Origin of the sequence: Marinobacter alexandrii (assembly GCA_039984955.1) — a bacterium.
GTDB lineage: Bacteria > Bacteroidota > Bacteroidia > Cytophagales > Cyclobacteriaceae > Ekhidna.
Genome location: JBDWTN010000007.1, coordinates 1,908,471 through 1,925,550 on the forward strand (window position 1 = coordinate 1,908,471; position 17,080 = coordinate 1,925,550).

The 17,080-nt window shown below is 38.5% G+C and carries 13 protein-coding genes; 11 read left to right on the top strand and 2 right to left on the bottom strand.

Features of this window, described 5'->3' with window-relative positions:
- The first annotated feature begins 64 nt into the window (after positions 1-64).
- The 7 genes from ABJQ32_14655 to ABJQ32_14685 all read left to right on the top strand — a co-directional run bounded on the left by ABJQ32_14655 (position 65) and on the right by ABJQ32_14685 (position 11,955).
- On the top strand, positions 65-2,440 hold the full coding sequence (locus ABJQ32_14655; GenBank protein MEP5290889.1) for an FtsX-like permease family protein: 2,376 nt from the start codon (positions 65-67) through the stop codon (positions 2,438-2,440).
- Between the two features lie 81 nt (positions 2,441-2,521).
- Complete coding sequence (locus tag ABJQ32_14660) at positions 2,522-3,661, top strand: helix-turn-helix domain-containing protein (GenBank protein MEP5290890.1); 1,140 nt, start codon at positions 2,522-2,524, stop codon at positions 3,659-3,661.
- An 80-nt stretch (positions 3,662-3,741) separates the two neighbouring features.
- Positions 3,742-4,155 carry a DUF2141 domain-containing protein gene (locus ABJQ32_14665; GenBank protein MEP5290891.1) on the top strand — a complete coding sequence of 138 codons (414 nt, stop codon included), beginning with the start codon at positions 3,742-3,744 and terminating at the stop codon, positions 4,153-4,155.
- The gene (locus tag ABJQ32_14670) at positions 4,152-4,775 is read left to right on the top strand and encodes a DUF2306 domain-containing protein (GenBank protein MEP5290892.1); all 624 of its coding nucleotides are present in this window, start codon (positions 4,152-4,154) and stop codon (positions 4,773-4,775) included. Before ABJQ32_14665 ends, ABJQ32_14670 begins: the two co-directional genes overlap by 4 nt.
- 135 nt (positions 4,776-4,910) lie before the next feature.
- Positions 4,911-7,280, top strand: a complete 2,370-nt coding sequence (locus tag ABJQ32_14675; GenBank protein MEP5290893.1) for an FtsX-like permease family protein — start codon at positions 4,911-4,913, stop codon at positions 7,278-7,280.
- A 120-nt stretch (positions 7,281-7,400) separates the two neighbouring features.
- Positions 7,401-10,448, top strand: coding sequence for a SusC/RagA family TonB-linked outer membrane protein (locus ABJQ32_14680; protein ID MEP5290894.1), 3,048 nt, complete (start codon positions 7,401-7,403; stop codon positions 10,446-10,448).
- Position 10,449: 1 nt separating this feature from the next.
- Positions 10,450-11,955: a RagB/SusD family nutrient uptake outer membrane protein gene (locus ABJQ32_14685; protein ID MEP5290895.1), complete on the top strand. Its 1,506-nt coding sequence runs from the start codon at positions 10,450-10,452 to the stop codon at positions 11,953-11,955.
- A gap of 134 nt (positions 11,956-12,089) precedes the next feature.
- Here ABJQ32_14685 and ABJQ32_14690 read toward each other — a convergent pair whose 3' ends face one another.
- Together ABJQ32_14690 and ABJQ32_14695 are read right to left on the bottom strand one after the other, a co-directional pair.
- Positions 12,090-12,710, bottom strand: coding sequence for a pentapeptide repeat-containing protein (locus tag ABJQ32_14690; GenBank protein MEP5290896.1), 621 nt, complete (start codon positions 12,708-12,710; stop codon positions 12,090-12,092).
- Positions 12,656-13,543 carry an MBL fold metallo-hydrolase gene (locus tag ABJQ32_14695; protein ID MEP5290897.1) on the bottom strand — a complete coding sequence of 296 codons (888 nt, stop codon included), beginning with the start codon at positions 13,541-13,543 and terminating at the stop codon, positions 12,656-12,658. Before ABJQ32_14695 ends, ABJQ32_14690 begins: the two co-directional genes overlap by 55 nt.
- A 44-nt stretch (positions 13,544-13,587) precedes the next feature.
- Between ABJQ32_14695 and ABJQ32_14700 the strand changes: the two genes are divergently transcribed.
- From ABJQ32_14700 to ABJQ32_14715, 4 genes are all read left to right on the top strand, one after another.
- Positions 13,588-14,070, top strand: coding sequence for a PaaI family thioesterase (locus ABJQ32_14700; protein MEP5290898.1), 483 nt, complete (start codon positions 13,588-13,590; stop codon positions 14,068-14,070).
- Positions 14,071-14,078: 8 nt separating this feature from the next.
- Positions 14,079-14,864, top strand: a complete 786-nt coding sequence (lgt, locus tag ABJQ32_14705) for a prolipoprotein diacylglyceryl transferase (protein MEP5290899.1) — start codon at positions 14,079-14,081, stop codon at positions 14,862-14,864.
- A 336-nt stretch (positions 14,865-15,200) separates the two neighbouring features.
- Complete coding sequence (locus ABJQ32_14710) at positions 15,201-16,328, top strand: hypothetical protein (GenBank protein ID MEP5290900.1); 1,128 nt, start codon at positions 15,201-15,203, stop codon at positions 16,326-16,328.
- The gene (locus tag ABJQ32_14715) at positions 16,329-17,039 is read left to right on the top strand and encodes a hypothetical protein (GenBank protein MEP5290901.1); all 711 of its coding nucleotides are present in this window, start codon (positions 16,329-16,331) and stop codon (positions 17,037-17,039) included.
- Positions 17,040-17,080: the final 41 nt, after the last annotated feature.

Sequence of the window (17,080 nt, forward strand, 5' to 3'; positions counted from 1 at the left end):
AATCAGATACTTAATGCGAATGGCATACTTTCTGAGATATTCAAAACTCTAACTGAAAGAAATTATGTTGCGCAACTTCTTCAAAATCACTCTTAGAAATTTTCTCAAAAACAAATCGTACGTATTCATCAACATATTAGGCCTTGGACTATCGTTGGCCTGTTGCATTGTTGGGTACTTGAATTGGAAATTTGCTGCTGAATATGATCAGAATCATGCAAATCATGAGAAAATCTATAAGATTCATATCAACAAAGATGTACAAGGAAGAAATGTGCCTTATGGTATCACTCCACTTGCATTGGGGGAGGTGATCAAAGATCAAATCACAGGTATTTCTCATTATTCCAGGTATACGTCCAGTGGATTAATCCTGAAAAAAGATTTGAATGTCTTTAATCGTGATATTGCTTTTGCTGATGAGGGCTTTTTCGAAATGTTCTCCTTCCCATTCAAGTATGGAAATAAAGAAGCCTTCCTCGATCAAAGTAAGGTTATTCTAAGCACCAACACATCCAATAGCTACTTTGGTGAGGGTGTCGATCCGACTGGAGAGATTGTCACAATCATTGACGAGGATGGGAATCAGTATCCGATGACTGTAGGGGGTGTGCTTAATCCATTTGCCTCCAACTCTTCTGTGACTTTCAACGCAATTACACGATTTGATAATTACCTAAAAATTCGTGAACTGGAAAACACAAATTGGAGCAGGTTCGTAGGGGCCACATTTGTGATGTCAGAAGGTGGATACCCACAAAATCTAGCAGAAGATCTAAACAACAGCTATGTTAATATTCAAAATGAGGCTAGAGAAGATTTTTTAGTAAGTAATTATTACTTAGTTCAACTTACTAACTTGGGCAAAATAGCCGAGTCTATTCGATCCAATTGGTTAAACCAACCTCCTCCACCTCCTGCTGTTATTACGCCTTTAATCATGGCATTTCTGATGCTTTTAATCGCTTGTTTCAATTTTACAAATACGAGCATAGCTATTTCGAGCAAACGGTTAAAAGAGATTGGAATTAGAAAAGTTATGGGTAGCAATAGAAAGCAGCTCATTTTTCAATTTATGGGAGAGAACCTTCTTCTTTCATTTATGGCTATGGTCGTTGCTCTTGGGATAGCGTACTTTCTGGTACCCGCCTACAGCGCAATGTGGGATTTCATTAATCTGGATTTAAACCTATCTACAGACCGTGAAATATATTTATTCCTCGGAGGGCTGCTGATCACTACGTCGGTCATTGCGGGTGGCTATCCTTCGCTATACATCAGTGCTTACCAGCCAGTAAATATTTTAAGAGGTAGTCTTACATTAGGTGGAACAAATTGGTTTTCTAAGATCCTTCTTGGAATGCAATACTTACTTACCATCATCGCACTCATTTCGGCACTGGCATTTTCAAACAATGCTGACTATCAAAACAACTATGATATAGGCTTTGAGAAAAATAACATCTTCGCCGTACGGGTGGAGAATCAGTCGGAATTCGATAGGTTTTATAACCTTACAAATCAAATGCCAGAAGTAGAGCAAGCTGTTGGCACGACACATCACATTAGCTGGTGGACGTATGGCAGAACACTAAAATCAGAAGAGAATGAAGTTGAGGCTGAAATGATGAATTTTAGTCTGGACTATCAGGACATCATGAATCTTCAAATGGTAGATGGTAGATACTTCGATTCAGAGATTTCTGATTCTGATAGAGAGAGCTCCATTATTGTCAATGAAGCAATGGTGAAGGAATTTGGTTGGGAGAAACCTCTAGGCAAGATTGTAAACATTGATGACAGCACTCGATTAACCGTCATCGGTGTAATGGAGGATTTCTACATGTGGGGCTTTTTCAATCCTGTGCAACCCTCCGCATTTCGTCTCGCAGATAATGACAACATGAATTTTGTGGTCTTGAAAAGTAGCATGGGCCAAACAGAGTTCAGAGATTTGATGGAGGAAAAGTGGTATGAAGTAGCACCTAATACTCCCTTCAATGCAGAATTTATTGACGAAGAGCTTGCAGGTACTGAAATGGTCAACAAGAATATCATGAAGATGTTCCAGTTTCTGGGTTTATTGGCTCTAGTGCTTTCGTCCATTGGTCTATACACGCTGGTATCTCTCAACATCATCAAACGAGTGAAAGAGATAGGCGTTCGAAAAGTCCTTGGAGCATCCATTGGTCAAATACTGGTTTTGATGAACAAGCAATTCTTTTGGCTCTTGTTTATTTTCGCGATTATCGGAAGTGCGCTATCCTATCTTGCAATCGATGCATTGATGGCATCCATCTTCTCCGTTTATCAAGCCATAAGTTTATTTACAGTCGTAGCTCCATTCATCCTTTTGATGGTAATTGCCGTGGTGATTGCCTCAGGCAGAATATTGAGAACAGCAACGCGTAATCCGGTGGATTCTTTGAGGTACGAATAGGAAAAAACACAATGTGAAAAAAGCTCGCTGATTAGCGAGCTTTTTTTTATCTACAATCAGGAGTTTTGTTAAATTGAACGCATGATCTCTGGAGGAACCATCATGGTTTTAGGCGCTTCTCAGGCAATCTTTTTTGCTGCCTTAATTATTACGAAAAAAAGAAAAACACCTCCCGACTTCTTTTTAATTACCTACTTGATTCTCCTCGTAATTCATCTGCTTTATTACTTCAGTATGTTCTTCTTTCCGGAAAAAGTCCCTGATGTAATTGGAATATTAGGTTTCTCATTGGTTATACTTCATACTCCTATATTCTTTTTGTATGTCAGGTCCTTAGCTATTGAAAAAATAATCGACGGGAAAACGATACTCCTTCATACTATCCCCTACATAAGCTACAATGCTATTCTTTTGATTGGGTTATTTACGGGTGTGCTAGAGTTAAATCCAAAGAATGGATTTTTAGGTATTACCCAAACCGATTTTCCAATATTCTATCAAAGCGGACAGGTGCTTGCACTGGTAACTGCTGCTTATATAGTTTGGGGATTTTATCTGCTCAAAGCTTTCCGTAGGAGTGTTAGCAACAATCAATCTAATCTTACTTCTTATAAATGGCTCTCCTTTCTTGTTTTGAGCTTTTTATTTTATTTCATTTCTATTTATTTGGTACTTTCTGTTGCATTAGATAGTGAGGCACTATCAGTCAACAACGTGTTTTATTATGTCTCATTCATCATTATGGCATATGTTTTTGTCCTTGGTTTTTTCGGGATTAAACAACAAGCCATTTTCACTGATCTGCAGTTTTTTGAAAGCAAAAAAACGGTAGAAGAAAAATATGCTAAATCCGGACTCAAAACTGAGTCCATCGTGCACATAAAAAGCGAGCTCGAGAGAATAATGCTCGAAGACAAACTCTTCTTAAATTCAGAAATTTCACTGCCTTTCCTAGCGGAAAAAATGAACTTGAAAGCACCTTATCTTTCACAAGTGATTAACCAGCAGTTTCAACTTAACTTCTATGACTTTATCAATCAGTACCGAATCGAAGAAGTAAAGAGTCGGTTAAACGACTCTAATTATAAACACCTATCCCTCCTTGGTATCGCTCTAGATTGTGGATACAAATCCAAATCTTCTTTTAACAAGTCATTCAAAAAACATACTGGAACCACTCCAACAGATTTCAAGAAGGAGTTCAGAAGTTCTTCCTTATAAGAAAGGACCTTTTTAAAGTCTCACCTTATCGGCATAAGCGAAGCTGCATAAATCTGCAAAGATCTTAGCAGGAAAAAACTATGCATCTCATTTTATCTTTTTTACTTTCATTCTCGTCCCCACAACAGCAAGCAGGTAATGCTAAGATTATTGTCACTGTTTCAGGAATAGAAGAAACTACTGGTGTCATAAGAATAAGTCTCTTCAATGATGAAAAAGGCTTTCTACACCATTCTTTTAAAAGGCAACAGCAAGAAGTTCAACAACTAACTATCCAAGAGATTTTCGAGGATGTTCCTGAAGGTACATACGCTATTAGCATCTATCATGACATAAACTCAAACGGCAAATTGGATAGCAATTTTCTGAGAATTCCGAAGGAGCCTTATGGTTTCTCTAATAACCCTTCTACCACATTTGGTCCGCCAGACTTTGAAGGAGCTTCCTTCTCTCACACATCCAAAGGAGTAACCTATATAAATATCAAACTATGAGACTATTAATCTCTAAATCCTTCATCATCCTTGGATCTATAAGTATGGCAGTGATGGCCTCCGCTTACTTTATCTATACCAAGAACTCTTTTTTTGATGCCAAACCGCTAAGCTCTGAACTGTGGTATGCTATTGTTTTCAAAACACATATTGCACTTGGGATCATTTCAATTGTAGCTGGAGCGTACCAATTCATTCGCATGTTCAGGAAAAGCTGGACCAGCTTGCACAGGATAGTAGGCAAAGTTTACGTTCTCTCCATCTTTATTAGCGCGCCATGTGGATTGATTGCAGCGCAATTTGCTACCGGAGGATTAATTACCAGACTGGGCTTTTCAATTCTTGCTATTCTCTGGTTTTGCTTCACATATTTAGCCTATCATCACATCAAATTAGGTGATGTTGAAAAACACAGAATTTGGATGTATCGGAGCTTTGCTTTAACATTCTCATCACTCACTTTGCGATTATTTCTACTAATAGCTCTTTTCAATCCAATAGGCTTTGTGGTTGTCTATCAGTTTGCTTCTTGGGGTAGTTGGATTGTCAATATTTTCGTTTGTGAAATGATTTTACATAATGCTAATAAGAAGAGGATGATTCCTAACCCTAAAGTTTGATTTGCTATCATCGAACGACTTTTGAGTTCATTTCCGAACATATTTCATTCAATTAATTTCTTTAATTCGCTATTAATCAGGCGTTTGTAAGCGTTGGCATATTTGTTGACAAATAAACGATCTAAATACCTGACCATGTTTAACAACTTTCTGAAGATTACGCTAAGAAATTTCTCCCGTAATAAATCTTATGTCATCATAAACCTGATTGGGCTTGGACTCTCATTAGCTTGCTGTATTGTAGCTTATCTAAATTGGAATTTTGATGCCCAATATGATCACAACCATGAAAATCATGCTCGTATCTATAAAATTCATTCTTACAAAACCGTCCAAGGAGAACAAGTACCTTATGGAATTACTCCAATAGCACTAGGTGAGCAAATAAGGGGTAAGATTCCAGGCGTAACCCATTATTCAAGGTATGAGTCTAGCAGGTATGTTGTAAAAAAAGATGCTAATGTCCTTGAGCAGTATATCGGTTTTGGTGAGGATGATTATTTTGAAATGTTCACATTCCCGTTCAAGTATGGCGACAAAGACGTACTTCTTGATAGAAGTAAAATTATTCTGAGTGAACAAATGGCTGAAACTTATTTTGGCAATGAAGATCCTAGAGGAGAAATTATCAACCTTATAGATAGTGAGGGAAATGAATTTCCATTTATTGTTGGAGCAGTTTTGGAAAAAATCCCGATAAATTCTTCAATGACGTTCAGGGCTATTACCCATTATGATAATTACTTGAAAATAAGCGGACTTGAAAATGATGACTGGGAGCGTTTCAATGCTGCAACATTCGTCATGTCAGATGGTCAGTATCCTCAAAACTTGTTAGACTATATAAACGATAATTACATAGAAGTACAGAACGAAGCTCGTGACGATTTTACAATCTCAAGTTACTACCTTGAAAGACTTACTACGCTTGCCAAAAATTCGGAGAACATTAGATCTAATTGGTTAAATAATCCCGTCCCATCATCAGCTGTTATCGGTCCGGTAATTATGGCCATTCAACTCTTGTTGATTGCTTGTTTCAATTTCACGAATACTTCTATAGCTATATCAAGTAAGCGGCTAAAAGAAATTGGTATTAGAAAGGTAATGGGCAGTAGGCGTAAACAGCTCATTGCTCAATTTATGGGTGAAAATTTGATTCTTTGTCTGGGCGCACTGCTAGTCGGACTGGCCATAGCAGATATATTGGTTCCCGCTTATAGCGCCCTTTGGGAGTTCATTGATTTAGAACTAAGCTTTAATTCGAATCCGGAGATCTACGTTTTTCTCATCGGACTACTGCTTTTTACTGCATTAATAGCCGGAGCATATCCTTCGCTTTATATAAGCAAGTATCAACCTGTCAAGATTTTGAAAGGCAATCTTCAGCTTGGAGGCAGCAGCAAGTTCTCAAAGTTCTTGCTGGGTGCACAGTACATGACTACCGCCATGGCTTTAATTTCAGCTTTCGCCTTTTATAATAATACAACCTATCAGTCTGAATTTGATCTGGGATATACCAAAGATCCAATGCTTTCGATTGGCATAGAAAGCGAATCTGAACTAAAGGGTTTCAGGCCTGTTCTAGAGCAAATGTCTCAAATCACTTCAGTAGCAGCAACTTACAACAGAATCGGAAACTGGAGCTATAGTAGAACACTTTCAAATGGAGAAAAGCAAGTTGAGTCTGACATGGTAGATTTCACTCCTGAATATTTTGAATTCATGGAATTGAAAATGATTGAAGGGAGATTTTTTAATGATGAAATAGAGGATTATGACCGAGCTAACTCTATTGTGGTTAATGAGATACTGGCAAGAGAGTTCGGCTGGGAAGAACCTATCGGACAGGTAATCCGAATAGACGATAGCACCAGGTTGAACGTGGTGGGAATCGTCAATGATTTCCATCAAGTAGGAGTGTTCAATGAAGTAGAGCCAATGGGAATACGATTGGCTCAAAAGGATAAGAGATACTATATGCTGGTAAAAAGTGAAATGGATCCCGTCAAACTTTACGACCGTCTGGAAGCAGAATGGCTGGATGTATTTCCAAATAAACCATTCAATGCAGATTATGCAGATACCACCATTCAAGCTGAAGAAATAAATACCAATATCGTGCTCATGTTTCAGTTTCTTGCTTTCGTTGCGCTTACACTTTCAACTATTGGGCTCTATACACTGGTCTCTCTCAACATCATCAAACGAATTAAAGAGATTGGCGTAAGGAAAGTACTTGGAGCGACTATCAATCAAATCATCGTGCTTTTAAACGCAGAATTCTTCTGGCTGTTGATAGTATCTGCTTCGATAGGTGCCGTCGCTTCGTACTATTTATTGGAATGGATCATGGTATCCATATTTGAAGTTTACCAAGGAGTTACAATTCTTACCATGTCCTTACCATTTATGCTGATCGTATTCGTAGCGCTGGCAATCGCCTCGGCAAAGATTTTAAATACTGCTTTGAAGAACCCTGTAGAGTCTCTTAGATACGAATAAAATAGGACAATTAAGTATCAAACGAAGCAGAGGGCAGAATCATCGATTACTGCCCATTTTTGGTTTGGCTAAAGAGTAATCTTTTTATTTTTAGCTAACCAATTACTTCAACTACCAAACATGCGACTAACACTAACCTGCCTTACCTCTATTTTATTGGTATTCTCATCTTACGCTCAAGTCACACTTCGTGGTTCAGTAGTTGATGCAGAGAATCAAGGAATAGCTGGTGCGACTATCAAAGTAGATGGTGTAGAAACTTATTCTACTACCAATGCTTCCGGTGCGTTTACCTTGAATTTAAATGATGGATACGAGACGCTCATCATTACTGCCGAAGGGTTTCAATCACAAAAAATTTATTTAACCGGCCAAGCCTCGATTTCTATCAGCATGAGGTCAAAGGCTAATTCAGACAATGTAGTCAGCATGGGCATAGGCTCTCAAAGCAAAGATGAATTGACAAGCAGTATTTCTAGTGTATCCGCTGAAGATGTTAGTCCAGCTCCATTAATCAATTTGGAGCAAGCCAATCAAGGAGTGACGGCAGGCTTGTTTGTGCAAAATTCAAGTGGCACATTAGGCCAGCCTACTCAAGTACGAATTAGGGGAGGTTCTTCACTCTCCGCATCCAATCAACCTCTTTATGTGGTGGATGGAGTACCACTCGCCTCTCAAAATCAATCGAATATCAATCCAAGTAATATTGAATCTATTGAGATTTTAAAAGACGCCTCTGCTACCGCTATTTATGGATCGCGAGCAGCAAACGGTGTTATCATTATTAATACCAAAAGTGGAAACTCGGGTAAAATGCAAGTGAATGTTGACTATCAGTTTGGTGTTAGTGAAACCCCAAAAAAATTAGACATCCAAAATGGAGATGAAAATCTTCTTCAAACATTTGAATTCATCCTTCGAGGATTTGAAGACTTGGCTAATGATCTGGTATTTAATCCTCTTATTGAAATAGATGGAGTTACATACAACCAAATTGACCGCCAGTTTTTAGAGACTTTTTATACTTCCGGGATTGACTCTGTGAGGTTTGTTCCTGCCAGTGGTACTGGCAGAACCATCAACCTAAATATTCCAGGATTTTATGACGAGTTACGCACAAGTGGCAGTACCAATTGGCAAAATGAAGTTTTTCGTAGAGGCATTTCACATCGTGCCAATGTTGATTTTCAGGGTGGGTCTGAAGAGTTAGGATATTTTGCTTCTGTAGGATACACCACTCAAGAAGGTATATTAATAGGAAATAAATTTGATCGATTTAATGGGTCAGTTTCCCTCGATAGCAAAATCAACGATCGACTTTCAGCAACTTTCAACTTAAACTATATCTATACAAAAGACAATCAACTCCCAGAAAATCAAGACTTGGCTTTTCCTTTACAGGCGATTGTTCTCCCAGCCTCAGATACGTACAATCCGACAAATAATTTTCAGTTAGACGTTCGAAGTTTAGAGTACAACCCGTTGACGGAAGTCAACTTTGCTTCTAATATCGTAACCAATAATAGTATCATTGGTAGTCTGGGATTAAAGTATGAAATCAATGATAACCTAACGGCAGATATAAATGGAGGTGTCGACTTAAGTGATATAACGTCAGACAGGTTTCAAGGATCACAAACACAAGAAGGAGCAGGCACTGGAAATGGAAGAACGAGAACGAGCTCAGAAGAAGTTGTAAATACAATACTCAATGGATGGCTTACGTACACTGATGAAGTCGGTGATGGAGATAACCTCTCGGTCATTTTAGGTGGCTCATACCAGAAATCAGAATCCTCTTTTACGTTTAATGATACTTTTTTCGCCACTGAAGCCGGCATCCCAGGTAGTGCATTTGTATTTCTTTCAGGATATACAAGAATCAGCTATTCTCTCGGAAATCAATTTGATTTCCAATTAAGTGGAAGACTAGATGGAAGCTCAAAGTTTGGCAAAGAAAATAGGTATGGATTCTTCCCCGCTGTATCAGCAGGGTGGAAGTTGAATAATGCCCCTTTCTTCGATGTAGAAACAGTCCGTCTTTTGAAACTAAGAGCGAGTTATGGTTTAGTTGGTAATACTCCATTGGATGATTTTGCTTATCGTCAGAATTACTTTAGATCTTCCAGATATGGTGTGAATGCAACCTTAGAGCCTGCAAACCTTGCCAATGAGAACTTGAAATGGGAAACGACTGCTCAACTTAATGTTGGATTGGATTTTGGAATTATCAATGACCGAATTAGCGGTTCATTCGATTACTATGTAAAAACAACCAGTGATTTATTGTTCCCGGTACCTCCACCACTGTATACAGGGTTTTCAGAATACTTAGCAAATGTGGCTGAGATGAAAAACCAGGGTTTTGAAGTCAACTTAAGTACCGTCAATGTTCAGAAAAGTGATTTTTCATGGACTACCGATTTTAATATCTCATCCAATAAAAACACGATAGAGGACTTAGGAAATCTTCCTGAACTTACGGTAGGCGTGAACGCGTTTAGAGAAGGTGAGTCTGCTGGCGTGTTTTATATGAAGAAATTTGTAGGTGTAGATCCAGCTACTGGAAATTCGCTTTATGATGATGGAGAAGGAGGAACGACAGATAACTGGAATGAAGCTCCCAGAATGATCGTTGGTGATCCAAATCCCGAACTCTTTGGGGGGCTAACCAACTCCATTGCTTATAAGAACTTTGAGTTTTCTTTCATGTTTCAGTTCGTCTCTGGAGTAGATCTTTATTTCCAAACTGGTGAAATCTTATCCAATAGTGGAATTCTGAATTTAGGTCAATCTCAAGACCAAGTCAATCGATGGTATGCTCCTGGTGATGAAACTAATATTCCTCGCCTGGATCCTACCAATAACTTCCCTCTGCAAAGCAGTAGGTGGCTTTCAAGCGGGGACTATATACGACTGAAGAACATTACATTAACATATAATTTCCCGGAATCTATGTTGAGTAGTCTGGGAGGGCTCAGAAACATGAGTATTTATGTCTCTGCATCCAACCTACTGACCTTTACGGATTACATCGGATATGACCCAGACGTTAGTTATTTCGATCCGCTGGATGGCATCATTGGACAAAACATCAGTAGAGGTATTGATAATTTCAATACTCCACAGCCTAGAATCATTATGTCAGGAATCAAAATTGGACTGTAACATGAAGACATTAAAATTTAGCAATTACCGCAGACTATTCATCATTGCTATTGCAGTTCTTATCGGAGGATGTGATGGCTTATTAGACATTGAAGCTGAAAACTCTTTGAGTGGAGATATTTATACGTCTGATCAAAATTTTGAAGATGCTTTAAATGGCGCATATGTGAATTTGGGTGGAATCTATGATGGGGGAGATGGAGGCGAACTCTACGGGGGGGATTTCCAGATCATTGGCACGTTGTTAGCCAGAACTATTAATACTATATTTTTTTGGAGAGCAAGTGAAGCACCCGCTTACCAAGATTTCATGGACAAAGACATCCTTCAGATCAACTTACGAGTAGAAGCCAACTGGCGAAGAGCTTATGAGACAATCAATATCGTCAATGGTATTATAGCCAATATTGACAGGGTGGATGACAGTACATTGAAAGATAGAATTGAGGGTGAAGCCCGAGCTATTAGAGGTATCTTATATTTTGAATTGGCTCGATTTTGGGGTCCTCAATACGAAGCTAGCACAATAAATGAGCCAGCTGTACCCATCCTTCTGGATCAAATCAATGATGCAAATGAAATCCCTGAGTTAACTCGTTCTTCTGTAGGAGATGTGTATCAGAGAGCAATAGATGACTTGGAAGCGGCTGAATCATTACTCGGAGTTCTAGAAAGTAGAATAGATGTTAATGTTTGTCGAGCTTTCCTGGCACGAATAGCGATGCAGCAGAACGAATTCAATACGGCCTTAGGTTACCTAAACCAGCTCATCCCCAATTATAGTTTGAACACGAATGTCATGGATGCATTCAACAATACGTCAATATCAGATGAAGACGTATTTGTCATTCAACAAAACTCTGTTTCGTCCACAGGCAGCATTGCGACAAGGACAGGGTTGGTAGCGCACTTAGCATCTCTCAATGGAGTGGGGTTTGCTGCATTAAATATTAATTACGAACTATTAAATATCCAGAGTACCTTCAACAACCTTCCAGGATTTTATACTCCTGATGCCAGGTTTGTGTTGCAAGAAAACCTTACGACAAACTCTTCGGCGAACGAGGTAAGCAATACCGCAGCTTATTACAACGATGTGATAAATACTACGCAAGTAAGCTCTGCCAAATTCATTAGAACGGACGCAAACATTCCTGTTATCAGATTGGCTGAACTTTTACTTTCAAGAGCAGAAGCTATTCTTGAGGATGGAGGATTTACTTCGCCAGTGATGGGAGGAGCGCTGGATGACTTAAATGCTGTAAGAACACGATCCGGACTCCCCGCCTTGTTAGATACGTTGACTGCAAATGCCTTTTATGACAGTCTTGTTATCGAAAGAAACCGAGAGTTGATATATGAAGGTGTCTATTTTCATGACTTAAAGAGATGGGCAGTAAGTGGCAGAACGGATGTCTTTATTGGTGGAAGAGATCCAAGATCAGACATGTTCATTCTACCTATCCCACAATCTGAATGCGACGCAAGTCCTCGACTATGTAATTAGATTAATGAGGCTGTCTCAAAAGCCGTCATCGCGAGGAATCGAAGCGATCTCGCTATAGAAAAAAAGCTTAAATCATTTGAGATAGCTTCACTTTGTTCGCTATGACGTTCATGTGGGCTTTTGAGACAGCCTCATTACCCTTTGATTTTCAGGTTGTATTTGGAAAGCAAACCTGGCAATTGACTCATTGAAAGCTTTGCTTTCGTTATACGGGTAAGTTCTGGATCTATTTGGAGTCTTACTGACATAAGAAAGTCAGCTCCCTCAAGGTTCGCTCGATCAAAATTCGCATTGGACAAATCGCATCCTGTAATCTTCACTTCTTTCATATCAGCAGCTGTAAAATCGGCCCCTTCCAGGCTCGAATTGGTAAACTCCGCTTGTCGAAGCTTCATTTCATAAAATGTACAATCGTTTAGCTGGCAATTTTCAAAAATCGCTGAAAACAACAATGGATTGCTCATATCAAACTGAATTCCAAGCATTTTACAACTCTTGAATTGCACATCCAATATTGAGGTCTCATTTAACTTTGCATTACTGAGATTGCAATCAATAAATTCAGATTCGATGAATTTTGTGGCTGATAGATTCCCTCCAGAAAAGTCGCAATTTTTGAACGTGCAACACTCATACTCGTTTTGATTATCCAGAGCTGTGAGTTTCTCGAATGTTTCGTTGGCAATTAACATAGTTGATTTTAGCTTCCTTGTTTCTTCTTCCAATACCTCACTAACCCAGCCACACTCATCCATGAAGGGTTTGCTAATTCGTATTGTTTGATGCCATGATCTGAAACACCTCTGTCTTTCAATTGCTGAGCTGTATACTTCATAAAAAGAGGAGTGATCTCATCATTACTCAATCCTTCTTCCCATTTAGCTTTCATCCATTGTCCCCAGTCATTTAAAATCTCCTTCAGTTCCTTCATATGAATATTCGGATTCATTTCTTCCCCAAAGTGAGTCAAGACTAATCGGTTTGGGTTTTTAGAAAGTATGAGGTCAATTGAATGCATCCAGTCTTCCAGATTGATATCTGGTGGTGGGCACGGAGGCACCACGGGTCCTCCCTCTATCTTAACCCCTGCTGCATCTCCCGTAAAAATGGTGTCCTTCCAGTGCCAGGCAATGTGATGCTTGGCATGTCCAGGGGTATGTAAGGCTCGAAAAGATTGACCGCCAATTTCCAGCACTTCATCATGCTCTACTATATTCAAATTCTTCTTCGCAATTCCCTCCATTCTTCCCCATAGTGTATCCATCTGATCACCATAAATCATGGTAGCTGAAGCCACTAATTTGGTTGGATCATGCATATGATCAAATCCAAACGGATGCAGATAAACCTTCGCTCCCTTTTCAGCAAAAGCCCAGGCTGCTCCAGCATGATCAAAATGGATGTGTGATAAAAGTAGATGTTTGATGTCTCCAACCTTATATCCAATATCATTTAGCCCCTTTTCTAGACTCGGAAAAGTGCTATATGGGCCTGATTCAATTAATACAGGACCATCCTCGGTTTCTATGACAAAAGCTGCAATGGCATGATCATAATTTTGAAAATGTAGGTCGAGAGTGTGATACATATTCGGTTAATTTTGGAAGAACGCTTCTTCGTAAAGTTACTAAAATGAGTGAGTCAAAATATTTTCAAGATCACATGCCTGAGAATGTTTGTTTTGGATGTGGTCATAATCATGCTGGTTTGCAGATTAAGAGCTATTGGGAGGGTGAGGAGTCTGTGTGTAAGTGGCATTCTAAAGAAGAATACCATGGTTGGAGTAACCTAATGAATGGAGGTATCATGGCTACATTGATAGATTGCCATTGTATGGGGACAGCTATGGCTGATGCTTATCGACGAGAAGGAAGATCGCTAAATACAGATCCTGAGTATCGCTATGCTACAGGAACACTCTCTGTAAAGTATCTTAAACCCACACCCAATACGGAAGTAGAACTTAGGGCTCGAGTCATTGAAGTAAAAGGACGCAAGACTGTACTGAAATGTGACTTTTATTCAAAAGATGGTATAAAAACTGCGGAAGCAGATGTGGTGGCTATTCGAGTATTTGATAGCAACGAGACTAAAGAAACAGTTTTTAAAAGCTAATTTTAAGGATGCATCCGGAACTCTTTACAATTGGTGATTTTACGATTCATACCTACGGGTTCATGATCATGATAGGAGCTACGCTTGGATTTTTTTATATGACCTATTCTGTAAAAAAAGACTTGGGTATTGAGCGTGAAAAGATTCAGAACCTTGCCATCCTGATTATATTATTTGCCTTCATTGGCGGCAAGCTTTTCTTTTATCTGGAAGACCCTTCCTTCTATTTTGGGTCATGGAAGAATATGAAACAGAACTTTCGTACTGGTTTTGTTTTCTATGGCTCACTCCTTTTTGCTATTCCCATCATTGTATGGTACTTCAAGAAAGAAAAATGGCCTCTTTGGCCACTAATGGATCGGCTAGCTATCACAGCATGCATCATCCATGGGTTAGGAAGGTTGGGATGTTTTTTCGCTGGATGCTGCCATGGAACGCCCACAGATGCGCTTTGGGGCATAACGTTTACAAATCCAGCTTCTCAAGCTGAACCGCTACACACTCCTCTCCACCCAACTCAACTTTATTCTGCTACTTTAATCTTTGGCATTCTTGTGATTTTGCTGATGTTCAAAAGACATAAGCGTTTTGAAGGACAGCTATTCTTTATTTACATCATTTTATATGCTTTTGGACGGGGAATCATAGAATTCTTCCGTGGAGATGAGGCGAGAGGATACATTATTGATGGAGTACTTTCTCACTCACAGTTTATCAGTATAGGTGTGATTGCCGTTACTGCTTGGTTCTATTTAAGGTTTAAGAAGAAGGCTAAGTTTAAGAGAGAAGAGTAAGAGTTGTGAATTGTGACGGATTGAATAAGAAAATAAAGTTCTGATCTTACATTAATTACCACGTTTAGGAAAAAACATGGCAAAACATGCTGTAAAACCTATCCGTTTTATGGTATTTTTTTAAAATGTTAGATAAACTTGTAAATACCTAGAATAGCTTCATCTTTCAATTTTTCAAAACCTAATCATCATATGAAATCACTGAACCCTCTATTCTTACTTATTTTTTTGAGCCTCTTTTTGTTTACCTGTACTCAATCAGAATAGGTTGAGCTCCAATTTGAGGAGATTGTTGAACTTGTGAACCCTCAAGACGATGATCAACTTTTTGGACTCATGAGGAATTTTAATAACACATCTGAAAGAGGGCGAACCACGTTTGATTTCGAATCAAACAAGATTGGAGATTTAGATCTTGAGAAGGTGATGAAGACTCATATTGATCCTAATAGACGAGGAGCGCATTATTCGATCCCAATAAAAAGTGAAGTTTCTGGAACTAAAGAATATTTAGTACTGGAGCCTACAAACGATGGATATGTAGGATACATTCAACACTTTGAATTTGAGTTTTCTCTGTTTAGTCTATCCACATTTACCGGTACTCATCAGATTCTTGATCTGAATAGAAATATTCAATCTTCATCTTATTATGAAAATGGAGAAGAAGTCACTCATGTGAATGCGAATGGCCGGACAGATAGTGATGATAATACTCTTTCTCTACCAGACTGCTGTGACTGTGGATATATATGGCTTGATGGGGGCCCAATAGATAGTGACGGAGATGGTTTAAATGACGGTAATGCTGCTGTAAGAGCATGGCACTGTGATTGCGGTGATGCGCATTGCAGAGGCGGTGGAGGTAATACTGGTGGACCAACTTTGGGAGGAGGTGGAGGACTAGGAACTCCACTACCTGAAAGACCGGAAAGAACAGGAGGGGGTTCTAGTGGAGGTTCAGGAGGTACGATTGGAGTAGCTGATGATTGTGGGACAGGCGGAATTGGTGGAGCAAATGGGAATTGTATTGAAATAGTTAGTCTTGATGAAGATCAAGAGTCTTTTCCCAAAATTTCCTACGATGACTCAAGTGATTCCCGAAAAGCAGCACAAATCATGAATTATCTTCGGTATTGCAAGAAAAATAATATAAACGGGAACACTAGAAGTATATTCTCTGATTTGCCTAACACAGTTTATGATCGATTTAGTGCAATTATTAAAATAGGTGGCAAGAATATTAGTATTACGTACACAGAAATCATGATTGATTCTGACTTAAGTACGTTTAAAAGTACTATGTATGATTATACGCATCAGTTTTTAAAAAGGGGAGTTTTACACCGGAATATTGAATATGCTGTAGATTGCAATGGGTGTTCCCATCCGGCAAGAAGTATTTTAATACAAGTAAAAGAATCTGATTTTAGTGTTGTTTTTGATTTTTTAAATGGAAATTAGATGAATTTAAAAACAATACTCCTCTTCTTCTTGACTTTGTCTCTATTTCCTAGTTGTGATCAAGTAAAGTCCAGTAAAACTGAAAGTGAAGAATATGCGAGACCAATAGATGATTCTGTATCTATAGAGCCATCTATTTATCCAGATTATCGCATGCTAGATACTATTCCCAAACCGATCTGGATGATGTTACAGAAACCTCCAACTCAGTATGATTCTATTGAGCTTGATAATTTAGAATTTGATGAAATCATTTTTGATTTTAAAAAAATCATTTTTGAAGATGAAGGATCAAAACTTGAGAAAAAAGCAACGACAAAAACATCAATTGAAGCTGATGACGTCTGCCTAACTTTAAATAATCATGATGAAGTGAAAAATCTCTTTTTTGAAGGATTGAAGTATAAAAAAATAGGAGATATAGTTTACCTACAAGAGATTGACTTTAGAGTATCTGAGAATAAATTAATTCTTGACGAGTTAAAAGTAGATAATAAAACAACCAAAGATTCTTTAGCAAAGTTGTTTCCTAACTCATTTCAATGGAGAAATTACGGAATCACTTGGGTGCCGTCAATCCTTGAAGCTGAGGAAAGTGCAAACTTTAGTTTCATGACATTAAAGGTTTCAAATCGTAAAGCTCTAATTAGGCTTAATTTTCTTGATAACAATCTATTTTATTGTGATATCATATATGAATGTCATAAATAAAGCGTGATAAATTATCAATATATCTTGTTGGGAAAATACTA

What these genes read in the sequence shown, in the direction of transcription:
- ABJQ32_14655 (MEP5290889.1), top strand. Translation starts at nt 65, where the DNA reads ATGTTGCGCAACTTCTTCAAAATCACTCTTAGAAATTTTCTCAAAAAC.
- ABJQ32_14660 (MEP5290890.1), top strand. Translation starts at nt 2,522, where the DNA reads ATGATCTCTGGAGGAACCATCATGGTTTTAGGCGCTTCTCAGGCAATC.
- ABJQ32_14665 (MEP5290891.1), top strand. Translation starts at nt 3,742, where the DNA reads ATGCATCTCATTTTATCTTTTTTACTTTCATTCTCGTCCCCACAACAG.
- ABJQ32_14670 (MEP5290892.1), top strand. Translation starts at nt 4,152, where the DNA reads ATGAGACTATTAATCTCTAAATCCTTCATCATCCTTGGATCTATAAGT.
- ABJQ32_14675 (MEP5290893.1), top strand. Translation starts at nt 4,911, where the DNA reads ATGTTTAACAACTTTCTGAAGATTACGCTAAGAAATTTCTCCCGTAAT.
- ABJQ32_14680 (MEP5290894.1), top strand. Translation starts at nt 7,401, where the DNA reads ATGCGACTAACACTAACCTGCCTTACCTCTATTTTATTGGTATTCTCA.
- ABJQ32_14685 (MEP5290895.1), top strand. Translation starts at nt 10,450, where the DNA reads ATGAAGACATTAAAATTTAGCAATTACCGCAGACTATTCATCATTGCT.
- ABJQ32_14690 (MEP5290896.1), bottom strand. Translation starts at nt 12,710, where the DNA reads ATGGATGAGTGTGGCTGGGTTAGTGAGGTATTGGAAGAAGAAACAAGG.
- ABJQ32_14695 (MEP5290897.1), bottom strand. Translation starts at nt 13,543, where the DNA reads ATGTATCACACTCTCGACCTACATTTTCAAAATTATGATCATGCCATT.
- ABJQ32_14700 (MEP5290898.1), top strand. Translation starts at nt 13,588, where the DNA reads ATGAGTGAGTCAAAATATTTTCAAGATCACATGCCTGAGAATGTTTGT.
- lgt (MEP5290899.1), top strand. Translation starts at nt 14,079, where the DNA reads ATGCATCCGGAACTCTTTACAATTGGTGATTTTACGATTCATACCTAC.
- ABJQ32_14710 (MEP5290900.1), top strand. Translation starts at nt 15,201, where the DNA reads ATGAGGAATTTTAATAACACATCTGAAAGAGGGCGAACCACGTTTGAT.
- ABJQ32_14715 (MEP5290901.1), top strand. Translation starts at nt 16,329, where the DNA reads ATGAATTTAAAAACAATACTCCTCTTCTTCTTGACTTTGTCTCTATTT.